This window comes from Paenibacillus cellulositrophicus (assembly GCF_009363095.1).
GTDB classification, from domain to species: Bacteria; Bacillota; Bacilli; order Paenibacillales; family Paenibacillaceae; genus Paenibacillus_AQ; species Paenibacillus_AQ favisporus.
Genome location: NZ_CP045296.1, coordinates 333,013 through 353,309 on the forward strand (window position 1 = coordinate 333,013; position 20,297 = coordinate 353,309).

Sequence of the window (20,297 nt, forward strand, 5' to 3'; positions counted from 1 at the left end):
GGATGAAAGGCTTTTCAAGTCAATAAAAAAATTGTCGAACGGTGCTAGAAGGTAGGGGAGTCTCGTTTAAAAACCATGCTATAATGAAAGGAAAAAGCAGGTGGACGGATTTGACGAATCATACAACCAGACCTTGGCGCGCCGATAAGCTGTCGCGTTTAGGTTCCTCTATTTTTGCGGAGGTGGCCGCTTGGAAGAAAGAAGCCGAAATGGCCGGTCGTGACCTGATCGACCTAAGCATCGGCAGCCCGGATCTCGGACCCACGGAGGCGGTGCGCCGCGCCTTAAGCGAAGCTGTGCTTGACGAAAAAAACTATACGTATCCCGGCTCGGCAGGCAGCGATGCGTTCCGGGAGAAATGTGCCGCATGGATGGAGCATCGCTTCAATGTGCGCCTGGATCCGAAGGCGGAAGTGCTGTCCCTCATGGGTTCGCAGGACGGGCTGGCGCATTTGGCTCAGGCGATCTGCAATCCTGGCGACTTGGCGATCGTCCCGAATCCGGGATATCCGATTTATGCCGGTTCGCTGGCCATTGCAGGCGTGAAGCCCTATGAAATGCCGCTTCGGGAAGAGCACGGCTTCTTGCCCGATTTGGAGAGCATCCCGGACGAAATTTGGGAGCAGGCGGTATTTATCCTATTGAACTTCCCAGGTAATCCGATTGCGGCAACGGCGGACCGGCCGTATTTTGAACGGCTAGTCACCTTGGCTCGAAAATGGAACGTGCTGATCGTTCATGACCTGGCCTATTCGGAAATGGGCTTTGACGGTTACCGGCCGCCAAGCATTCTGGAAACCCCAGGTGCAATCGAAACGGCCGTCGAGTTCCATTCGTTCTCCAAGAGCTTTAATATGGCGGGCTGCCGGATCGGATTTTTGGCCGGAAACCGCGATGTCCTCGCTTCGCTGCTGGAGCTGAAGAACAACATCGATTACGGCGTCTTCGGACCGATCCAGACGGCGGCGATCGCCGCGCTGGAGCAGGCGATGGCCCCCTCTCAGTCCACTGCCGGGGTGGCCGCATTGTACGAACGCCGCCGGGACGCGCTGATCGATGCGCTCGCGCGGGAGGGCTGGGTCGTACCCAAGCCGAAGGCGACGATGTTTGCCTGGGCGAAGCTGCCGGCAGCTTTCCTGGAAGGCGCAGAGCCCTGGAGTTCCCGGCAGTTTGCCCGGGAACTGCTGCTGGGAACAGGGGTGGCCGTGATCCCCGGGGACGGATTTGGTTCGGAAGGGGAAGGTTATGTGCGGATCGCCCTTGTTCAGGAGGAAGCGCGTCTGCGTGAAGCGGCCGACCGGATCGGACAATTTATAACGATGCATGGAAACACGAAATAGCAAGTGACATACCTGTCTCTATGACAGAACAACCCTGCTCTTGTGAGCAGGGTTTATTTGTTTATTGATTACAAACAAAAATTGATTTTTAATTCCTACTTGACAGGTGAGAATAATTGGTTTAATCTTACGTCAAGGAAATCGATTAATATTCATTTAATGAGTGATCATTATTTTAACATTAAACTAAATATCAGCCGATTGGTCCACCAAAGGCTCCTGTAATCCATACCGCTTCTTGCGGTTATGGCATTCGGGGGCCTTTTTGTATATCAGCATGCACGTTGATACGGATGGCTGCTACTCCATGGGGAGAGCAATGGTGGTGGTTGATGAATGGTGAAAGGAGAGATATGGAAGAGAAGCAGTGGCTTCTGATGGAGGAAGCCGATTGGTATTTTCGCAGGCTGGTTCGGAGATTCGTCAAGGAACGTGACAAAGTATCGATTGAAGGCGTGTCCCTTCCCGGGATGCTCGTGCTAAACGCGATTCTGCATGAAGGCGAGCAGAAGCTCGGGGATCTGGCCGAACGGCTGGATTTCACCACAGGCGCGGTGACTGCTGTTTGCGACAAGCTGGAATCGCTCGGCTTCGCGCAGCGAAAGCGCCTGGAGACCGACCGCAGATCCGTTGTCCTGGACATTACGGATAAGGGCAGGGACATGCTTGCACGCAACCGGGACGCAGGTACATACATGATCGAACGCATCTTTGGAGGCTTTACGGCCAAGGAACTAGAGGAACAAATCGTGAATTTCAAAAGACTCTACGAGCATTTGGAAGGCTTTGCCGACGCCGTGCTGAAGCAGGCACATCCACCGGAGAACGCCGAGGAGCCGTCTCCCGGCCACCGGAAGGCAGCGCAGAGACCGAACCGATTTATTTCATATTAAATTCATTGTGAGCAGGGAAGGGAGACAAATCATATGGGACATCCAACTATTTATCCTACAGGAACGACCGTTTACCAACCAGGAAAGGCATGGAGCGGTTATACCATCTACCAGGCAGCTGACACCGGGGCACTGCTGATCGACATGAACGGCAGAGAGGTGCATTTGTGGAAGGGGCTGCGCGGTTTCCCGAACAAAATATTCCCTGGAGGCTATGTGCTGGGCAGCACTGCCGAGCGGGATCCCAAATATGGTTTTCAGGACGAAGCCAATCTGGTACAGGTCGATTGGGACGGCAATGTCGTCTGGAAATTCGACCGGTACGAATGGATTGAGGATCCGGGTCATCCCGCGCAGTGGATGGCACGCCAGCATCATGATTACCAGCGGGAAGGCAATCCGGTCGGATATTATGTGCCTGGATCCGATCCGAAAGTCGGTTCAGGCAATACGATCATTCTCGCGCATAAAAACGTCAACCGTCCCGAAATTTCGGACATCGAGCTGCTGGACGACACGATCATCGAAGTGGATTGGGAGGGCAATGTCGTCTGGGAATGGGCCGTCAGCGATCATTTTGAAGAGCTTGGATTTGACGAAGCGGCGAAGGAGGCGTTGTACCGGGACCCGAATACACGGGCGTTCGGCACCCATTCCGGAGACTGGATGCATATCAACTCTGTATCGGTGCTCGGTCCGAATAAGCATTATGATGCAGGCGACGAGCGCTTTCATCCGGATAATCTGATTTGGGACGCGCGGGAATCCAACATTATCGCGATCATCGATAAACGGACCGGGAACATCGTATGGAAGCTCGGCCCGGACTATTCTGGAGAAGACACCAAACATATCGGCTGGATTATCGGCCAGCACCATGCCCATCTGATTCCGAAGGGACTGCCGGGAGAGGGCAATATTCTGGTATTCGATAACGGAGGCTGGGGCGGCTATGGCAGCCCGAACCCCGAATCGCCGGATGGCGTCAAGGTGGCGCGACGCGACCATTCCCGGATTCTGGAGATTCATCCGATAACGCTGGAGATCGAATGGCAGTACACGCCGACCGAAGCCGGATTCCAGGCGCCATTGGACTCTTATCGCTTTTATAGCCCTTATATCAGCTCGGCGCAGCGGCTGCCTAACGGCAATACGCTGATTACCGAAGGAGCGGACGGAAGAATTTTCGAAGTCACGCGGGAGCATGAACTGGTGTGGGAATACATCTCTCCTTATAAAAACTCCAGAAACGCAAATATGGTTTACCGTGCTTACCGCGTACCTTATGAATGGATTCCGCAGCTGGAGAAGCCGGTGGAGACGGAAATCGCTCCGCTTGATGTAGCCGATTACCGGCTGCCAGGCGCGGCACCGCGTGGAGCCGTGACTGCAGTCGAAGTTGAGGGTACCGTATCCTATGGCGATGGAGCCTTCTGCGTAGCGACCACGGACGAAGTCGTCAGGAAGGAACGGGATCAAGATGAGTAGGCATGTGTTTCAACGCATCAGCATAATGACCGCTGCCGTCCTGCTGATTTCTGTGCTGCTCACCGCATGCGGAACCGCCTCGGGAAAAGACAGCGGGCACCAGCTTAAGGTGAAAATCGCCGATATTTCCACCAACCCGATTTTCCGGGTCGCCGCGAAAAAAGGATTTTTCGAAAAACACGGCATTGATGCGGAGCTGGTCAACTTCGCCACGCCGGCCGAAGGAGTCAACGCCCTGTTTATCAAGCAGGTGGATATTGCCTTTGGCGCAGACTTCCCGCTGTTGAATGCCGTCAGCAAAGGCGACTATGCGATCTTTGCTTCCTCCGGAACGGCAACGGATTTGAGCGCAAGCGAATGGAAGATGTTCGCCCGTAAAGAGATTGCCGGCCCCGCCGACCTGAAGGGCAAAAAACTGAGCTACTCGCGTGGAACGTTCATTCCTTATTTGTGGGACGTTTATCTGCAGCAAAACGGCATTGCCTTGAAAGACGTCACGCTGGTCGGGCAGGGAGGATTTGACGAAACGTATGTGGCGCTGAAAAAGGGCGAGATCGACGCGGCCTGGGTGTACGGCTCGGTGCTGAACGACAAGTTCGCCGCGCTGTCCGAAGCGCATGAGCTGTCGGATATGTCCCAGACGCCTGTCCGGCTCGGCACAGGTCTGATCGCCGGCACCACACTGATCCAGAACCACCCGGACGAATTGGTCGAACTGCTGAAGGCGCTTGACGAAACATCCGACTACGTCCAGGCACATCCGGACGAAACGGCTGACATTATGTATGACGAAGTGAAGCAGCCGAAAGAGGCTACGCTTAAGGATCTTCCGAAAAATCCGTGGAAGATCGGCTTCACCCAGCAAGCCTACGACGGGCTGGCCGGCCAGAAAAAATATATGGTGGATACCGGCATTATTGAAAAGGATTTTAATCTGAACGACAAGCTGAATTTGGACCTGGTGCGCAAAGCGTTCCCGGACCGCGTGATTGAGTTGAAATAAGGAGGCTGGGATGATGGGGGCAGTAACCAGACCAAACGAGATTTATATTGAGAGCTTGAATAAAAGCTATAGTCAACAGCAGACGGCAGGCGATCTGCATTATATTATCCAGGATGTCGATCTGGTCGTGAAGGGAGGAGAATTTTTCGTTCTCCTCGGCCCTAGCGGCTGCGGCAAGTCGACGCTGCTCAGCCTGATCGCGGGGTTCGTGTCTAAAACCTCAGGGCATTTGCGGGTGGGCGAGAAAGAGGTGGATAGGCCTGGCCAGGATCGGGCCGTCGTCTTCCAGCAGGCCGATTCCTCGCTTTTCCCCTGGCTGACCGTCAGGGAGAACGTGGAGTTCGGCCTGCGGATGAAGCGCATTCCCGCCGCCCGGCGCAAGGAAATCTCCGATCGTTTTATCGGCATGGTTGGACTCAAAGGGCATGAAAATAAATTCCCCCGTGAGCTCTCCGGCGGGATGAAGCAGCGGGTGCAGTTGGCGAGGGTGCTGTCCAACGATCCCGGCATTCTGTTGATGGATGAGCCGTTCGGCGCGCTGGATGCGATGACCCGACGAACGATGCAGCGCGAACTGGTAAAGATCTGGCAGGAAACCGACAAGACGGTGATCTTCGTTACCCACGACATACAGGAAGCCCTGCTTCTCGGCGGTAGGATCGGTATTATGTCCGCCGGGCCCTCTTCGCGGATCACTGATATTTACGAGGTGCCGCTGGCGTACCCGAGAGACCTGGCCGCGCCGGAATTCCATGACCTGTACAACCGCATTCAGGCCCATTTTGACGAATAGAATCCGATCGGAGGAATCACCATGAGCAAGAAAATAAAGAAAGGACCGCTTCAAGTGCTGTTCTGGATCGCTTTGATCGTCATCTGGCAGCTGGTCTCGCTCGTATACGGGCCAGAGATTCTGCCAGGGCCGATTTACACGGCGAAAGGCGGATACGAGCTGCTGATGGACGGCACCCTTCTACAGTACATTGGCATCAGCGCCTATCGTGTCCTTCTCGGTTGGACGCTCGGCAGTTTGGTGGCGGTGCCTATCGGGATCATTATCGGTAAGGTCGGATTCATCCGAACCTTCGCCGAGCCGTTTTTGAACTTTATCCGGTTTATTCCGCCGATCGCATTCATCACGCTGTTCCTGGTCTGGTTCGGTATCGGCGAGACGTCTAAAGTAATGCTGATCATGTACGCCACATTTTTTATCGTCATTCTGAATACGTTCACCGGCGTTCTCTCCGTCGAGGAGGATAAAATTCGTTCGGCCCGCAGCATGGGAGCCTCCGAATGGCAGATCGTCGTTCATGTCATCATCCCGGCAACGGTTCCGTACATCTTTACCGGCATCCGGCTGGCCATGGGCACATCCTTTATGGCCATCATCGGAGCTGAAATGATCGCCTCCAATGAAGGAGTCGGGTATCTGATCTGGAACTCGCGCCTGTTTTTCCGGACGGATTGGATTTTCGTAGGTCTGATTTGCTTAGGGCTAATGGGCTTCCTGACGGATCGGGCAGTTGGACTGCTCGGGCGCAGGCTGCTTGCGAGATACGGTGTGGTAAGTACGACGTCTTTGAAGCGGTAGGAGACAGGATGGAGTAGTCATAGGACAAAGATTTTAAACCTTGGGTATCATCGTAAAACGAGGCGAACCGCAGCGGCGGTCCGTCTCTTTGGTTTATCACCGCTCAGCTTGGAGAAGCGAATTGCATTCCGCTTCGTTATCCCCTATACTTCATAGATAGTGATCAATTACTTACTAATCTGCATTATGAAAAGGAGTTATGCGCCATGGCAAGAGATGCGTCTACTTCGGTCAACCGAAGAACAGATATTATATCGGCCGCCATCGAGGTCTTTGCCGAAACCGGCTATTACCGGGCCACCACGGCACAGGTTGCACAGCGGGCCCACATATCGCAGCCTTACGTCTTTCGTTTTTTCTCAACGAAGGAAGCGCTGCTGCTTGCGGCTCTGGAAGTTTCCTGGTCCCGGATGATCGAGTCGTTTCAGCAAGTCGTGAAGTCAGCGTCGCCGGAGCGGCTTGAAGCGGAGCTGATTACGGAATACGAGAAGATCATGGAGAATCACCGGAACGAGATTCTGCTGCAGATGCAGTCCCAAACGATTCAGGAAGAAGCGATCCAGGAAGCGATGAGGAACGGATTCCGGGAGGTTCGTCAAATCGTACTGCAGGCATTTCGCGAGGCGGGAATTCCACATCCCGAAGAAAGAACGATGCTCTTTTTGGCCAGAGGGATGCTGTGCAACGTAGCGGATGCGATCAGTCTGCCCGAATTAAAGGAAAGATAAGGGGACGTGAGAGAGGTCTCCTTATCGAAATGGATTTTTTTCATGAATAGTTATTGACCAATCACTAACTGAATGTTATGATGAGTTCAAGTTAGTGATTGATCAATCACAAAACAAAACAGAGAGGACGATTTCATATGACGATAAACAAAGCGATGGTGGTCGGAGCGACGGGCGGAACGGGTGCAGCCATTACAGAGGAATTGGTAAAACGGGGAATCTCTACGATTGCGTTCGGAAGATCACGCCACAAGCTGGAGCAGCTCGCCAGCAGATTGGGAAACCCGGTGCATTTGAAGCTGGCCGTGGGAGATGCCATGCGGCCTGAAGAGATCATCACGCAAGCTGGGAATGCAGACGTCATGTTTCATTGTGCGAACGTACCGTACCATGAGATGGCCAGCAAGCTGATCCCGCTTGGTGAATCCGTAATGGAGGCGGCGGAACGGCTCGCTATCAAAGTGGTTGCGATTGATGGGATCTATCCTTATGGAAGAAGGCAGTCCAACCCGGTCACCGAAGAACATCCGAAACAGCCGCATACGAAGAAAGGGAAGGTTCGTTTGGACTTTGAACGCATGCTGTTCGGCAAGCGCTGGAACAAGGCCAGGGTTATGATCGTCCGTCTGCCGGATTATTATGGGCCAACAGCGAATGAAGCGTCCTATCTAGGCTCAACACTGGAAGCGATCGCCGCCGGCAAAATGGCCTTTTTCATCGGGAATATGACCGTTCCCCGCGAATATGTCTACTTGCCTGACGCCGCCGCCATGATTGCGAATTTGGCAGATCATGACGAAGCTTACGGTCAAAACTGGAACATTCCAGGGGGCGGGCTGATATCAGGACGGGAGATCGTGCGGATCGCGAGAGCGGCCAGTGGAAGCAGCAAACCGGTCATTCCGCTGAAAAAAATAGGGTTATCTCTGCTCGGATTAGGCGTGCCCGTGATGAAAGAGGTCGTTGAGATGCTATACCTGACCGAGGAACCGCTGACGCTGAGCGGAGCCAAGTACGAAAAGTGGATCGGGCCGATTATCGCAACACCGTTCAAGGAAGGCATCACCGCGACGGTCAAAACACTGCAGCAGGCAAACACCGCAGCATCGGTCCAGGCATCACAGACGGCTAGCTCTAGAATAGTTTAAGTGTTTGTTATTGATTAATCACTAATTTCAGCAAATCAATTCTCCCGTTAAAAGGAAATACGCCATCATTCCCAGACCAAAGGGACATTTTTGTAGAGATTCTGGCAGGAACTGCCGGATAGGCCCGCGAAACATTGGAAGGCAGCAAGAATTAGCGAACCACTATTCGACGACGGGAGAGGGGTACCGATGGACAATAACAAGTTTCATGGGATCTTTACCGCACTCGTAACACCGATGGATGAGCGTCTTGAAGTGGATACCGAATCACTGGAACGACTGGTGGAACACCAAATCGCGCAGGGAATTCAGGGATTCTATGTGGGCGGAAGTACGGCCGAAGGATTTATTCTGACTTCTGAGGAACGGATGAAGGTGCTGGAAACCGTCATTCACACGGCCAAAGGGCGGGTGACGGTTCTGGCGCATGTTGGCTGTATCAGTACGCTTGAGAGCATCAAGCTGGCCCGGCATGCGGAATCAGCAGGCGCGGACGCGGTTTCCGCTGTTGTACCCTTTTATTATAAGGCGGGACCACAGGAAATTAGGGATCACTATCGGTCCATCATGTCGTCGGTCAGCCTTCCGATGATTATGTACCACTATCCGGGAGCAACCGGGGTGCAGCTGTCTTTGGATTTTTACGAGGACATGGCTCACAGTGCTCAATGCATTGGCGTAAAATTTACATCCATGAACCTGTTCGAAATGCAGCAGATTCGTAGCCGATGCGGGGGAGATTGGATCATTTGGAACGGCCATGATGAGGTCTGTGCAGCAGGTTTTCTCATGGGCAGCGACGGTGCCATAGGCAGTACATTTAATATGATGCCGAAAATATTCATCCGTATGTATCAAGCCCGGTCTGCCAACGATTGGATGAACGTTAAAGCACTGCAGGAACAGGCCAATTCGGTCATTGCCCATATGCTTCGCTTCGATGTGATCCCTTATGAAAAGCACATTTTGTATCTTCAAGGTGTCATTCGCTGTCCTGCGGTACGGCAGCCGCTGCAGCATTTGACTGATGCACAAAAAGCAGGAATAGCCGAATTTTATGCATCGTCACCTGTTTTGGTACAGACGGGAATATCCAGCTAACACTTGCGCAGATTAATGAATATTATCATGATAGCCGCCTGAAAGGGCGGTTTTTTCGTGTTTGCCAAGAATGTACAGACACTTTGAACACTGTCTCATCATGGACTAGGATCCTTTCCACTCATGCTGAGGACATATGTCCTATCGCATACCGCCGCGATTGCCTTTTAATAATGACAGAACGATACAGAAGGAGAGGACCTATGAAAGGCATTATATTTGCACTGCTGGGGGGCGCCTGCATTACGCTGCAGGGTGTCGCCAACTCGCGGATCAGCGGGGATATCGGGACGTGGCAGGCCGCGGCGGTAACTCAATTGACCGGCTTCATCCTCGCTTTGATCATCCTGCTGTTTGCACGGGACGGCAGCCGAGAGGGCTTTACAAGCGTCAAGCCGCTGTACCGCATCGGCGGGGCCTTGGGAGCAGTCATCATTTTCAGCGAAGTGACGTCGATTCAGACGATCGGAGTGACCTTTACGATTTCTGCATTATTGATCGCCCAGCTCTGTCTGACATTTATTGTCGATCTGAATGGCTGGTTTGGCATGAAAAAACGAAAGATCAGCCCCGCACAGTTTATCGGGATCGGGATGATGATTGCGGGCGTCGTCATTCTTAAATTTTGACATCGTTGCCGTACGCCATTATGATGGGCCTAAGTTAGAGGGGGACGTTCAAGATGAGAGAGATTCAGGACCGCGGGCTGCTGGCAGATTACATGCGTCAATATGAGCTGGAGACGATATTTTACGAACCGTTTAGACCGCATTTATCGTTGTATTGCTTTGACCAGGGAGAATTCATTTGCTCGCAGGGAGCACCTGCGGAATATTTATATGTTCTCGTCAGCGGGAAAATTAAAATCTATACCACCTCACCCGAAGGGAAAACGCTGATCCTTAACTTTATGAAACCGCTGGAAATTATCGGGGATATCGAATATCTCAAGGAAACGGATACGGTCAATACCGTTGAGGCGGTCACGACCGTGCATATGATCGGCATCCACCATCGCTGGCTGCGGAAATTTGGACAGGATTACGCTCCTATGCTCCAGTTTCTGCTGGATATGATCACCAATAAGTTTTATATTAAATCCAATTTTTTAAGCCTTAATCTGATGTATCCGGTTGAAGTCCGTCTGGCCAGCTACTTGCTGTCGATCTCTTTCGACGATGCGGACACTTCCGGGGAGGAACAGCGGACAGCGATCAACCTGGTGGATGCGGCCAACTTAATCGGGACCAGCTATCGCCACGTCAACCGGGTGATCCAGAAGTTCTGCAAAGACGGACTCGTGGAGCGGGATAAAGGATATATCCGCGTAATAGACAGAAAAGGACTTAGCGATCTGGCTGGACAAAATATTTATGAAGTCGTAACGAAAGGAGGGGCAAACCAATGATGCTTGGTCTTGTGTTATCACTGATCGCCGGCTCCCTGGTGAGCCTGCAGAACATTTTTAACAGCAAAATGAATCAGCGGATCGGCTCCTGGGCGACAACCACGTGGGTGCTGCTCCTCGGGTTTGTCGCATCGTTTGGCATCGGCTTGGCGGTCGAAGGCAAGGGCATGCTGACACTCCAGCATATGCAGCCCTGGTACTGGTTCAGCGGCATGATCGGGGTGGGGGTTGTGTTCTGTCTGATGCAGAGCATGAAGCTGCTCGCACCCACTTTTGCCATCGCCGTAGTCATGACGGCCCAGCTTGGGTTTGCGCTGATTTGGGACTCGCTTGGCTGGATGGGACTGGAGAAAGTTCCGCTGACTCCGAACAAAGTGATCGGCGTGCTCGTGATCGTGGCCGGAATCGTTGTTTTCAAAATCGGCGAAGGGCGGCTTCCAGCGGGAAAATCTGCTGCGGTTCAAAAAGAGACTGCCGCATTCGAGCAAGGAAATAGATAAGGAGTGAAGTCGAATATGACAACCATGATTGATAAGGTTGCCTGGATTCAGATTCAGGACGGACGGGTACTCACCGCACGTTCCAAAGGAAAGGACACGTATTATTTGCCTGGGGGAAAGAGGGAGCCCGGTGAAACCGATGAGCAGACGCTGATCCGTGAAATCAGGGAAGAGCTTACGGTTGCGATCGACCCGGAGACCCTTGCATTCGTGGGAACGTTTGAAGCTCAGGCACATGGCAAAGCGGAAAATGTGACGGTTCAAATGAGCTGTTACACCGGGGCATATTCTGGCGAGCTCCGCCCATCGGCGGAAATCGAGGAGTTTGCCTGGCTGACCTATGCGGATCGCAGCCGTGTATCACCGGTATGCCAGCGAATTTTTGACCATCTGCGCGAGCGTCAATGGATCTGATCAGGTGTGCCGCGAAAAGTAACGGATATTCACAGGAATACTCATTCCTGCGGGGTATCCGTTTTGTTTGATTGTGAAAGTTACTGCAAATTTTTCATTGTAAAACTAATGGTTTACATTTGGTCTGATTTCATATAATCTAATACGGACAATAATTATCCGCTTTAGTCGGCAAAACCAATTTATTTTGCTCAAATGGGATTGGGAGACCACATTAATATTGGAGGTGATGACCTATGCATATGAAGACCGGCGTGGAGCAGTGCGTATACGCGATTTTTCTGCTGAGCATGCTGCCGGACAAGGCGGTTCTGCCCGGCGAGGCAATCAGCCAGCAGCTCGGCACTTCCCCGACGTATTTCCAGAAGCTTTTGCGTAAGCTGGTCAGCGCGGATCTGATCACCTCCGTGCCCGGGGTAAAAGGCGGGTTTAAATTGAAGAAAAAAACAGATGATATCCGTATCTACGATATTTACATCGCCATTGAGGGGCAGCAGTCCCTTTATTCCTCCAGCGGCATTTTCCGGGATATGCTGGAACTGCGGGACGATCCCGATCCGTGCTGCCTTCTGGCCAATTTGATGGAAGAAGCGGAATCCGCCTGGAAGAACGTGCTTCAGCGGGAGACGGTAGCATCCATTTACGACGATGCGCATCGGGAGCGTTACAGACAGAAGATTGAATCGCTAAAGGATTGGGTTCACGAAAAAATGGTCGTATAACATACAAACGAGAAAAGAGGGAAAAGCATGATTTCGATTTTAAGCCGAATCAATGAGCTTGCCAAAAAGGAAAAAGAAGAAGGGCTCACCAACGCCGAACGCGTGGAACAGCAATCGCTGCGCGAGGATTATCTACGCGAAATCCGCGGGCAGGTGCTGGGCACGTTCTCCCGTTTGACGGTGGTTGACCCGCTGGGCAATGACGTTACGCCCGAGAAGGTTCGCAAAGTCAAGGCTGAGCAGGAGGAGACGGAAGAGGAAACCCCCGGCGTTGTAAACCGGATTCGCCGCTACTTGGATTAACGGCCGGCGACAGAGACTTTACGCATCTGCACTTTTATCGATCACTATCATTCATTTGCATGACAACTTACGATTCCATTGTCCTACCGACATTCATATAAATTTGCAGGAAAGAAGCTGATACCTATGAGCAACCACGATACGAAAACGCTGGATCAGATCAAGTTTTCCGTTCTTGATCTGGCACCCATCGTCAGGGGTGGAACCGCGGCCGAATCGTTTAAAAATACATTGAACCTGGCGCAGCACGCCGAACGCTGGGGCTATAACCGTTATTGGCTGGCTGAGCATCACAACATGCCGGGCATCGCCAGTTCGGCAACGTCCGTCGTCATCGGATATGTAGCCGGAGGGACCCAGTCGATCCGCGTCGGTTCCGGAGGCATCATGCTGCCTAACCATGCGCCGCTGGTCATTGCGGAACAGTTCGGTACGCTGGAAGCCATGTATCCGGGGCGGATTGACCTTGGACTCGGACGCGCTCCGGGTTCCGACCAGCTGACCGCGGAAGCGCTGCGCCGCGACCCGAGCAACGGGCATTATTTTCCGCAGCATGTTCAGGAATTGATGGGCTATTTCGACGAGAAGTCCAAATATAACCGCGTCCGGGCCATTCCGGGGGAAGGACAGCAAGTTCCGATCTGGCTGCTCGGCTCCAGCGATTTTAGCGCTGCTTTGGCTGCCAAGATGGGCCTGCCGTTCTCCTTCGCCAGTCATTTCTCGCCCGATCATACGCTGCAGGCGCTGGCCATTTACCGGAGACAGTTTCAGCCGTCTGCGGTTCTGGACAAACCTTACGCCATGGTTGGAGTAAACGTGTACGCGGCGGATACAACGGAAGAGGCGGAGTTTATCGCCACATCGCATCAGCAGCAGTTTCTCAGCCTGATCCGGAATACGCCCGGCCAACTCGCCCCGCCGGTTAAATCGCTGGAAGGCAACTGGAACGAGTTCGAGAAGGCGCATGTGATGAAACAGATCCGTTCATCGGTCATCGGCAATCCGGAAGAAGTCAAGCAGCAGCTGCAGGCCTTCCTGAATGAGACCCAGGCGGACGAAATGATCGTCAACTCGATGGTTTACGACCCGGCGGCCCGCCTGCGTTCGTACGAAATCGTGGCCGAAGTCACCGGCATGAAAAAGTGACAGCTTTGAGCGTTATCACAATTGGGTAACGATCGAAATGGAGAGAGACTGGCCTATATCAAGGCCGGTCTTTTTTTGTTCCTTAGCTCTTTTATCCACGTGCAGTGGCTGCTTGAACGGTGGAGTGCAGCGCTCCGTATTTGGAAATAGGGAAACGACAACCTTGTCCGGATGGTGTATAATTTTGGAAATGTTAGGTCTCCACCATTTGAAGAAAGGATGAGAGCCATGCGATTTCCTTTTGATTATCCTGTCCGCGAAATCACCTACAAAGAGGTAAAAGACCGGAAGCTGCGTTTGTATGTTTCCGAACCGGACCAGGAGGCGGCAAACAGGCCGGTGATTTTGTTTTACCAAGGGGGGAGCTTTCAGCCCAATCCGAAGTTCTCGCCGGCCCAATTTCAGCACCAGGCCCATGCTTTGGCATCCTTAGGCGTCGTTTCGATCTGCGTGGACTACAGGACAGGGCGAGATGCTGGATTTACCCCGCTGCAGGCGATTATGGATGTTAAATCAGCCGTGCGGTGGGTGCGTCAGCATGCAGAGGAGCTCGGTGTCGATCCGGAGAAGCTGGCCTTATGCGGAGCTTCGGCGGGCGGGTATATTTCCGTTTCGTCCATCATGTTCGACCGCTTGAACGACGATTTGGACGATGTGAGCGTGAATGCCGTTCCCGATAAGCTTGTCATCTTTGCAGCCGGGATGGACGGGGTGGACATTATGTCCCGCCGATACCCCGAGCTGCTGCCTATTGCCGAAGAGATCTCCCCCATCCATCACGTGAGGCGCTGCCTGCCTCAGACGCTCTGGATATGCGGAACCGGGGACGATTTGTATGACCAGAACCGCGGCTTTGTTCAAGAAATGCAGGATGCCGGTAACCCGATTACGTTTAAAACTTATGATGGCATGGAGCATGGCTTTTTTAATTACGGCCGGCATAACAATACCTATTTTCATGAAACCAGACAGGATATTGAGGGCTTTCTCCGCCCGTGGTTGGAGCATACTGCTGAATAAAAGCTGAACTCTGAAGTTTGGCGCTCTGGCCAGGAACGAAAAACGGTCTGTCGCCGGATTTTGTCTTGCTGACAGCGGGTCAGAGAATCTCCGAATTGATTTGATGCAGTCTTTACTTTTCGACCAGGATATATTACGATAACGTGGATAATGTTTATCCTCTTTGATGCAGGATAAAGAGATAGCGTTCAGGATGATTTTAACCTGGAAGGGAAGGTAACCTCATGAAATTAAGTGTATTGGATCAAGCACCCGTTACGATAGGAAATACGGCTGAAGGAGCGCTTCACAAGGCGGAAGAATTGGCTGTTCTGGCCGACGAGCTGGGATACACCCGTATGTGGATGGCCGAGCACCATGGGGCGCGCACGTTTGCAAGTTCTGCGCCCGAAGTGACGGCGGCCCGACTTGCGGCCAAAACGCAGTCCATTCGGATCGGCACCGGTGGTGTCATGATGATGCATTATTCCCCTTTGAAGCTGGCCGAGGTGTTCAAGACGCTGAGCGCATTCACGCCTGGCCGGATCGACTTCGGCGTCGGCCGGGCACCCGGCGGAGATACAAGCTCCATGTATGCCTTGTCGGAAGGGCGGCAGCTGATGCTGCACAATATGTACGAGAAGCTGAAGACGACGCTGCAGCTGATGAATGATGAGGTTCCGGAAGATAGCCTGTACGCCAAAAACGCCGCATCCCCGGCTCACGTCACCCTGCCTGAGGCATGGCTGCTCGGATCAAGCGGCGACAGTGCGCTTAAAGCCGGAGAGATGGGTGTGGGGTATTCGTTTGCGCAATTTTTCAACGGGGCGATGAGCCGCGAAATTCTCGATATTTATAAAGACCAGTTCAAGCCTTCGGCATTTATGGAGAAATCGCAGATCAGCGTGACCTATTTGGTGACCACCGCTGAGACTAGGGAAGAAGCCGAATATGAGGCGCTGCCGCAGGATCTGTTTCGGCTTATGATGGCTAAGGGGCGGCAGATCACGCAGCTGCTCACTCCGGAAGAAGCCCACAATTACCCGTTAACCGAAATGGACCGGATGCTGATCCAGGACAATCGGAGGCTGCATTTGGTTGGCCCGGTTCAGGAAATTGCCGCCCGCCTGAAGGAAGAGCAGGAGCTGTATGGATTTGATGAGGCCATGATCTGCAGCATCCCGCATTCCCAGGAAAAGCGGCTGCAGGTATATAAGCTGCTGGCACGCGAGCTTTTACAATAGTATATATGACGTAATAATAGCGTACTTACCTCTTGCGATAATGGAGGAGAGTACGCTTTTTAGATTATTTATAGGCCTTGGAAACGATATTCATCCCATCTATAGCTGTATTAAAAATTAATGATGTCATAAATGTTGATAAATAGCTTAATGTGACGTAATATATAAAACACAATAAAACGAAGCGGGAGGAGGCTTGGGTTTTCACTCAGCAGCACACGGCAGAATTGCCGGATTAACGGGGCATGGAATGGGAGGAGAGGTAAAGAAATGGAACGTCATATTGCTATGGACATGGTAAGAGTGACAGAGGCGGCGGCGCTTGCCGCCGGACGCTGGACGGGAAGAGGAGACAAAAACAGCGCAGATCAGGCAGCAACGACAGCGATCAGGAAGCAATTCCATTCGATGCCCATTGATGGAACGGTCGTAATTGGCGAGGGGGAAATGGACGAAGCCCCCATGCTCTATATCGGAGAACAAGTGGGGGACCGCCGCGGTCCGAAGGTCGACATCGCGGTGGATCCGCTTGAGGGGACCGAAACGGTAGCCAGCGGTTTAAACAATGCCATATCGGTCATCGCCGCCGCTCCGGCAGGCCAGCTTCTGCATGCGCCGGATATGTACATGGCCAAGCTGGCGGCAGGTCCGAAGTTGGCCGGCCGGCTGTCCCTCGATGATCCGATTGAAACGACGCTATCCAAAGCATCGGCCATACTGAACAAACCGGTATCGGATATAACGGTATCGATTCTGGACCGGGAACGACATCAGGACATCATTGCCAAGCTCCGGACGATGGGGGCGCGGATCAAGCTGCTCAGTCACGGCGACGTCATGGGAGCGATTGAGGCGGCGATGGAGAGCGAAGTGGATCTGTATGTCGGCTCAGGCGGTGCACCTGAGGGTGTATTGGCCGCCGCCGCCCTCCGCTGCCTTGGCGGGGAGATGCAAGGAAGACTGCTTCCGGCCGGCCCGCCGGATTTCGAGCGCTGCCTGCGGATGGGGATTCCGGATCCGCACAAGCTGCTGACGATGGACGATCTCGTAGGTACAAAAGAAGTGCTTTTCGTTGCAACGGGCGTCACTTCCGGATCATTCTTGAACGGCGTGCGGTACCTGCAGGAAGACAAAGCCGAAACCTATTCGGTCGTCATGCATTCGGCCAACAAGACGATCAGTTATCTGCGGACGATTCATGAGCTTCCGGTGCAGGAGGCATTGGTTCAAGGGGCGGCAATGTAACGCTGGGTGCCTTGCAGTGAGCACCGGCATCGAACCAACAAGGACAGGCGGGAAGCCTGTCCTTGTTGGTTTTATTTTTTCTCGGCAGACAGAATGAGGAACATCGGCCGGCGCGTTTCGTCCTTCATGCCAGGGTGGTGCATCAATTTCGGGTCGGGAAGCGGCTCGCGAACCGCCGTGATGGCAAACCCGGTGCGAATTAAATCGTTGATGTAAGTGGAAAGGGTGCGGTGATATTTAATGACATGGTCCGTTAAAAACGCTGTGCTGCGAACACCTTCATCCTGATAATGATCCACCGGCCAGTACAGCGGGCTGCCCTGGTCGTCCAGAATCCATTCCTGCTCGGGCCGGGACGTAAAAATAGGATGCTCCACCGAGAAGACGAACGTGCCGCCCTGCTTTAAGCAGCTGTGTACTTTTTGGCATACGGCATCAAACGACTGCACGTAATGGAAAGCGAGCGAGCTGAGGACGACGTCGAAATGGCCGTCGGGAAAGTCGATATCTTCGATCGGTGCCTGCAGATAGGTGATTGCCGGATCATCCGTTTGTTCACGTGCGGATTCCAGCATTTTAGCCGAAATGTCTACGCCGACAACCTCAGCTGCATGCTGTTCCCGCGCATACCGGCAGTGCCAGCCAAAGCCGCAGCCGAGGTCGAGAACCGATTTGCCCTGCAGATCCGGAAGCGATGCTTTAAATTCATGCCATTCCCCCGCAGCCCCAAGCCCGCCGATGGACCGGGGCATCTCTTTATACGCCGCGAAAAAAGCGGTATCGTCATACTTGTTTTGTTTCATAATCGATGCACTCCTTTATTAGCTATTCACCTTTCCTCTTGTTTCCATCTGATCCAACTATAAATTGGGCATGACTTCCGGGTCAAGTTGATGCTGGATTCAGAACATGTTATAACACGGCATCGACTGGGTATATTGAGAAATAACATGTCTTACAAAAGGTGGAAAAACCATGAGAACTAACGCACCGGAGTCTTCCTTACTTTCAGCCCGGATCACGTATGCCAGCCGCAACCTCTGGTCGGGATTTTTGGCCGGCATCGGATTTATCGCTTTTGTGGATGAGGTCGTGTTTCATCAGCTGCTGCATTGGCATCATTTTTATGACAAATCCACATCGGCTGTGGGTCTTGTGTCAGACGGCCTGTTTCATGCGCTCAATTGGTTCGCGACGATCGCCGGCATGTTTATGGTATCGGATCTCCGGCGGAGAAACGCCATATGGCCGAAACGCTGGTGGGGAGGCATGCTCCTCGGCGTCGGTGGATTTCAGCTGTATGACGGGACGATCCAGCACAAGTGGATGCGGATTCATCAGATCCGGTACGTTGACAACATCTTCGTATACGACGTCGTTTGGAATGTCAGCGCTGCCGTCATTCTGATCATCGGCATCATGCTGATCGCTCAAACGGGCAGATTAGCGAAGCGGGAAACGGAAAGGGACGGTTAAATGAACATGACAGGACATCACGCAGGACATGCTGCCGGAGGTCACCATGATGCCGGGACTGGCACTCTCCATGATGCGCTCTTTATCCTCTTATTTCTCGTGCTTATCGGCTTCTACACCGTGGCGGCGAATGCTTCGAAACGCCGGTTTAACAGATGGCCCGCCATGCGCACGATCTGCTGGATCCTCGGAGTCCTTGCTGCGGCAGCGGCGTTAACTGGACCACTGGCGGCAAGAGCGCATGATGACTTTGTCTATCATATGCTGGGGCATCTGCTTCTTGGCATGCTGTCTCCACTATTGATCGCATGCTCTGCTCCCGTGACCTTATTGCTGCGCAGCTTAACGATTTCGTCCGCGCGCAGGATGGCAGCCTGGCTGAAAACCCGGCCAGTTCGTCTGCTGAGCCATCCAGTTACGGCATCTCTTTTGAACGTCGGAGGACTGTGGGTGCTGTATTATACCGGCTTGTACTCGGCGATGCAGCACCATCCGGTTCTTCATGTTTTGGTGCATGCGCATATGTTTGTCGCAGGGTACTTATACGCCGCAGCACTGCTCTGTATAGATCCCCGTCCTCACCGGGCAGGGTACGGATTTCGTGCAGGCATCCTCGTGTTATCTCTTGCCGGACATGGAATCTTGGCCAAGGTTCTATTTGCGTATCCGCCGGGAGACGTCCCCATAGCCCAGGCTGAATCGGGAGCACAGCTCATGTATTACGGAGGAGATGCCGTCGACCTGATCCTCATCTTTCTGTTTTGTCTGCAGTGGTACAAGTCGGCACGGCCTGGCAGAAGGCACAAGAACGCTTCGTCCCCGGCCATTTCGTGAAATTGACCTTTTTTAAAAAAGGAAACTGACCATTTCTATAGGGTCAGTTTTGTTTTATGTTGGTAGATATACGAATAAGAAAGGTTGGAAGTGGCGATGACAGAAGCGGTCAATCTAATGCATAAAGTTGGACAAGGGATTACTCCGCGGCAATTTATGGAACGCATGCAGGTCAGAGAAATGGTTAACAGCGGGATACCGAATACGGTTGAAAGGTTTTATGAAAAATATCATGGATTCCGTACGCTCGATTCGGCCAGGCGGGGTTTGTTTGCATCTTCAGGCGAGCGTTTAGGCATTCGCTGCCTGATCTTGTGCACGGACTGGTGTCCGGATGTCATTTGGAACGTCCCCGTGCTGTTTCGGATCATGGAGCAGTCCGGCATCCCGATTGAAGCGCTGATCATGGAAGAACATCTGGATACGATGGATTTGTTTCTGACGGACGGCGGAAGAGCCCAGCCTGTGGCGATTTTTGTTGACCGGGATGGCAACGTGCTCGGCAGGTGGGGAGCGCGCCCAGTCTACATTCAGCAAGTGATGGACGACTTTAAAGCCAGCCGGCCGGACAGGCAATCTCCTTCGTATCAAGAACAGCTGAACCGAGTTTACCGGGACATCGGGGCTCTTTACCTTGAGGGCGACCGGTACCAGGATGTTATTTTGCAAGAGCTGGACGTGCTGTTTCGTCGTTTTGTTCAAACACCGTAGAGA

23 protein-coding genes are annotated in these 20,297 nt (G+C 52.9%); 22 read left to right on the forward strand and 1 reads right to left on the reverse strand.

Translation table 11 applies throughout. The features are described 5' to 3' along the window. Positions 1–83: 83 nt before the first annotated feature. The 19 genes from GCU45_RS31250 (at position 84) to glpX (ending at position 17,273) form a co-directional block, all read left to right on the forward strand. Positions 84–1,340: an aminotransferase class I/II-fold pyridoxal phosphate-dependent enzyme gene (locus GCU45_RS31250; protein WP_152403844.1), complete on the forward strand. Its 1,257-nt coding sequence runs from the start codon at positions 84–86 to the stop codon at positions 1,338–1,340. Between the two features lie 353 nt (positions 1,341–1,693). Next, complete coding sequence (locus tag GCU45_RS31255) at positions 1,694–2,233, forward strand: MarR family winged helix-turn-helix transcriptional regulator (protein ID WP_152404691.1); 540 nt, start codon at positions 1,694–1,696, stop codon at positions 2,231–2,233. A gap of 33 nt (positions 2,234–2,266) precedes the next feature. Next, complete coding sequence (locus GCU45_RS31260) at positions 2,267–3,721, forward strand: aryl-sulfate sulfotransferase (protein ID WP_152403846.1); 1,455 nt, start codon at positions 2,267–2,269, stop codon at positions 3,719–3,721. Beyond that, complete coding sequence (locus tag GCU45_RS31265; RefSeq protein ID WP_152403848.1) at positions 3,714–4,724, forward strand: ABC transporter substrate-binding protein; 1,011 nt, start codon at positions 3,714–3,716, stop codon at positions 4,722–4,724. Before GCU45_RS31260 ends, GCU45_RS31265 begins: the two co-directional genes overlap by 8 nt. A 13-nt stretch (positions 4,725–4,737) precedes the next feature. Further along, a complete protein-coding gene (locus GCU45_RS31270; RefSeq protein ID WP_152404693.1) occupies positions 4,738–5,517 on the forward strand; it encodes an ABC transporter ATP-binding protein in 780 nt (259 codons plus the stop codon). Between the two features lie 21 nt (positions 5,518–5,538). After that, entirely contained in the window at positions 5,539–6,315 is a 777-nt protein-coding gene (locus GCU45_RS31275; protein WP_076166739.1) for an ABC transporter permease, read from the forward strand. A 206-nt stretch (positions 6,316–6,521) separates the two neighbouring features. Further along, on the forward strand, positions 6,522–7,043 hold the full coding sequence (locus tag GCU45_RS31280; protein WP_145134137.1) for a TetR/AcrR family transcriptional regulator: 522 nt from the start codon (positions 6,522–6,524) through the stop codon (positions 7,041–7,043). 137 nt (positions 7,044–7,180) lie between these two features. After that, complete coding sequence (locus tag GCU45_RS31285; protein WP_152403850.1) at positions 7,181–8,191, forward strand: SDR family NAD(P)-dependent oxidoreductase; 1,011 nt, start codon at positions 7,181–7,183, stop codon at positions 8,189–8,191. A 189-nt stretch (positions 8,192–8,380) separates the two neighbouring features. After that, positions 8,381–9,292 (forward strand): N-acetylneuraminate lyase, encoded by a 912-nt coding sequence (locus GCU45_RS31290; RefSeq protein ID WP_152403852.1) that lies wholly within the window; start codon positions 8,381–8,383, stop codon positions 9,290–9,292. Positions 9,293–9,495: 203 nt separating this feature from the next. Then, a complete protein-coding gene (locus GCU45_RS31295; protein ID WP_152403853.1) occupies positions 9,496–9,921 on the forward strand; it encodes a DMT family transporter in 426 nt (141 codons plus the stop codon). Positions 9,922–9,974: 53 nt separating this feature from the next. Beyond that, positions 9,975–10,700, forward strand: coding sequence for a Crp/Fnr family transcriptional regulator (locus tag GCU45_RS31300; protein ID WP_152403855.1), 726 nt, complete (start codon positions 9,975–9,977; stop codon positions 10,698–10,700). Then, positions 10,697–11,200: a DMT family transporter gene (locus GCU45_RS31305; RefSeq protein ID WP_152403856.1), complete on the forward strand. Its 504-nt coding sequence runs from the start codon at positions 10,697–10,699 to the stop codon at positions 11,198–11,200. The genes GCU45_RS31300 and GCU45_RS31305 overlap by 4 nt, the downstream gene beginning before the upstream one ends. A gap of 15 nt (positions 11,201–11,215) precedes the next feature. Further along, a complete protein-coding gene (locus GCU45_RS31310; protein WP_152403858.1) occupies positions 11,216–11,614 on the forward strand; it encodes an NUDIX hydrolase in 399 nt (132 codons plus the stop codon). Positions 11,615–11,850: 236 nt separating this feature from the next. Beyond that, positions 11,851–12,336, forward strand: coding sequence for an RrF2 family transcriptional regulator (locus GCU45_RS31315; RefSeq protein WP_152403860.1), 486 nt, complete (start codon positions 11,851–11,853; stop codon positions 12,334–12,336). A 27-nt stretch (positions 12,337–12,363) separates the two neighbouring features. Next, the gene (locus tag GCU45_RS31320) at positions 12,364–12,639 is read left to right on the forward strand and encodes a DUF896 domain-containing protein (protein WP_145134125.1); all 276 of its coding nucleotides are present in this window, start codon (positions 12,364–12,366) and stop codon (positions 12,637–12,639) included. A 126-nt stretch (positions 12,640–12,765) separates the two neighbouring features. Continuing rightward, the gene (locus GCU45_RS31325; RefSeq protein ID WP_089547006.1) at positions 12,766–13,785 is read left to right on the forward strand and encodes an LLM class flavin-dependent oxidoreductase; all 1,020 of its coding nucleotides are present in this window, start codon (positions 12,766–12,768) and stop codon (positions 13,783–13,785) included. 228 nt (positions 13,786–14,013) lie between these two features. Further along, the gene (locus GCU45_RS31330; protein ID WP_244364753.1) at positions 14,014–14,805 is read left to right on the forward strand and encodes an alpha/beta hydrolase; all 792 of its coding nucleotides are present in this window, start codon (positions 14,014–14,016) and stop codon (positions 14,803–14,805) included. A 224-nt stretch (positions 14,806–15,029) separates the two neighbouring features. Then, entirely contained in the window at positions 15,030–16,028 is a 999-nt protein-coding gene (locus GCU45_RS31335; protein ID WP_152403863.1) for an LLM class flavin-dependent oxidoreductase, read from the forward strand. Positions 16,029–16,298: 270 nt separating this feature from the next. Continuing rightward, positions 16,299–17,273 carry a class II fructose-bisphosphatase gene (gene glpX / locus GCU45_RS31340; RefSeq protein WP_152403865.1) on the forward strand — a complete coding sequence of 325 codons (975 nt, stop codon included), beginning with the start codon at positions 16,299–16,301 and terminating at the stop codon, positions 17,271–17,273. A gap of 71 nt (positions 17,274–17,344) precedes the next feature. Here glpX and GCU45_RS31345 read toward each other — a convergent pair whose 3' ends face one another. Beyond that, on the reverse strand, positions 17,345–18,076 hold the full coding sequence (locus tag GCU45_RS31345; protein WP_152403867.1) for a class I SAM-dependent methyltransferase: 732 nt from the start codon (positions 18,074–18,076) through the stop codon (positions 17,345–17,347). Positions 18,077–18,248: 172 nt separating this feature from the next. Between GCU45_RS31345 and GCU45_RS31350 the strand changes: the two genes are divergently transcribed. The 3 genes from GCU45_RS31350 (at position 18,249) to GCU45_RS31360 (ending at position 20,294) form a co-directional block, all read left to right on the forward strand. Continuing rightward, the gene (locus GCU45_RS31350; protein ID WP_152403868.1) at positions 18,249–18,749 is read left to right on the forward strand and encodes a DUF2243 domain-containing protein; all 501 of its coding nucleotides are present in this window, start codon (positions 18,249–18,251) and stop codon (positions 18,747–18,749) included. After that, complete coding sequence (locus GCU45_RS31355; RefSeq protein ID WP_244364754.1) at positions 18,750–19,583, forward strand: cytochrome c oxidase assembly protein; 834 nt, start codon at positions 18,750–18,752, stop codon at positions 19,581–19,583. It abuts the gene before it with no gap. 96 nt (positions 19,584–19,679) lie between these two features. Continuing rightward, complete coding sequence (locus tag GCU45_RS31360) at positions 19,680–20,294, forward strand: thioredoxin family protein (RefSeq protein WP_152404697.1); 615 nt, start codon at positions 19,680–19,682, stop codon at positions 20,292–20,294. Positions 20,295–20,297 lie beyond the last annotated feature (3 nt).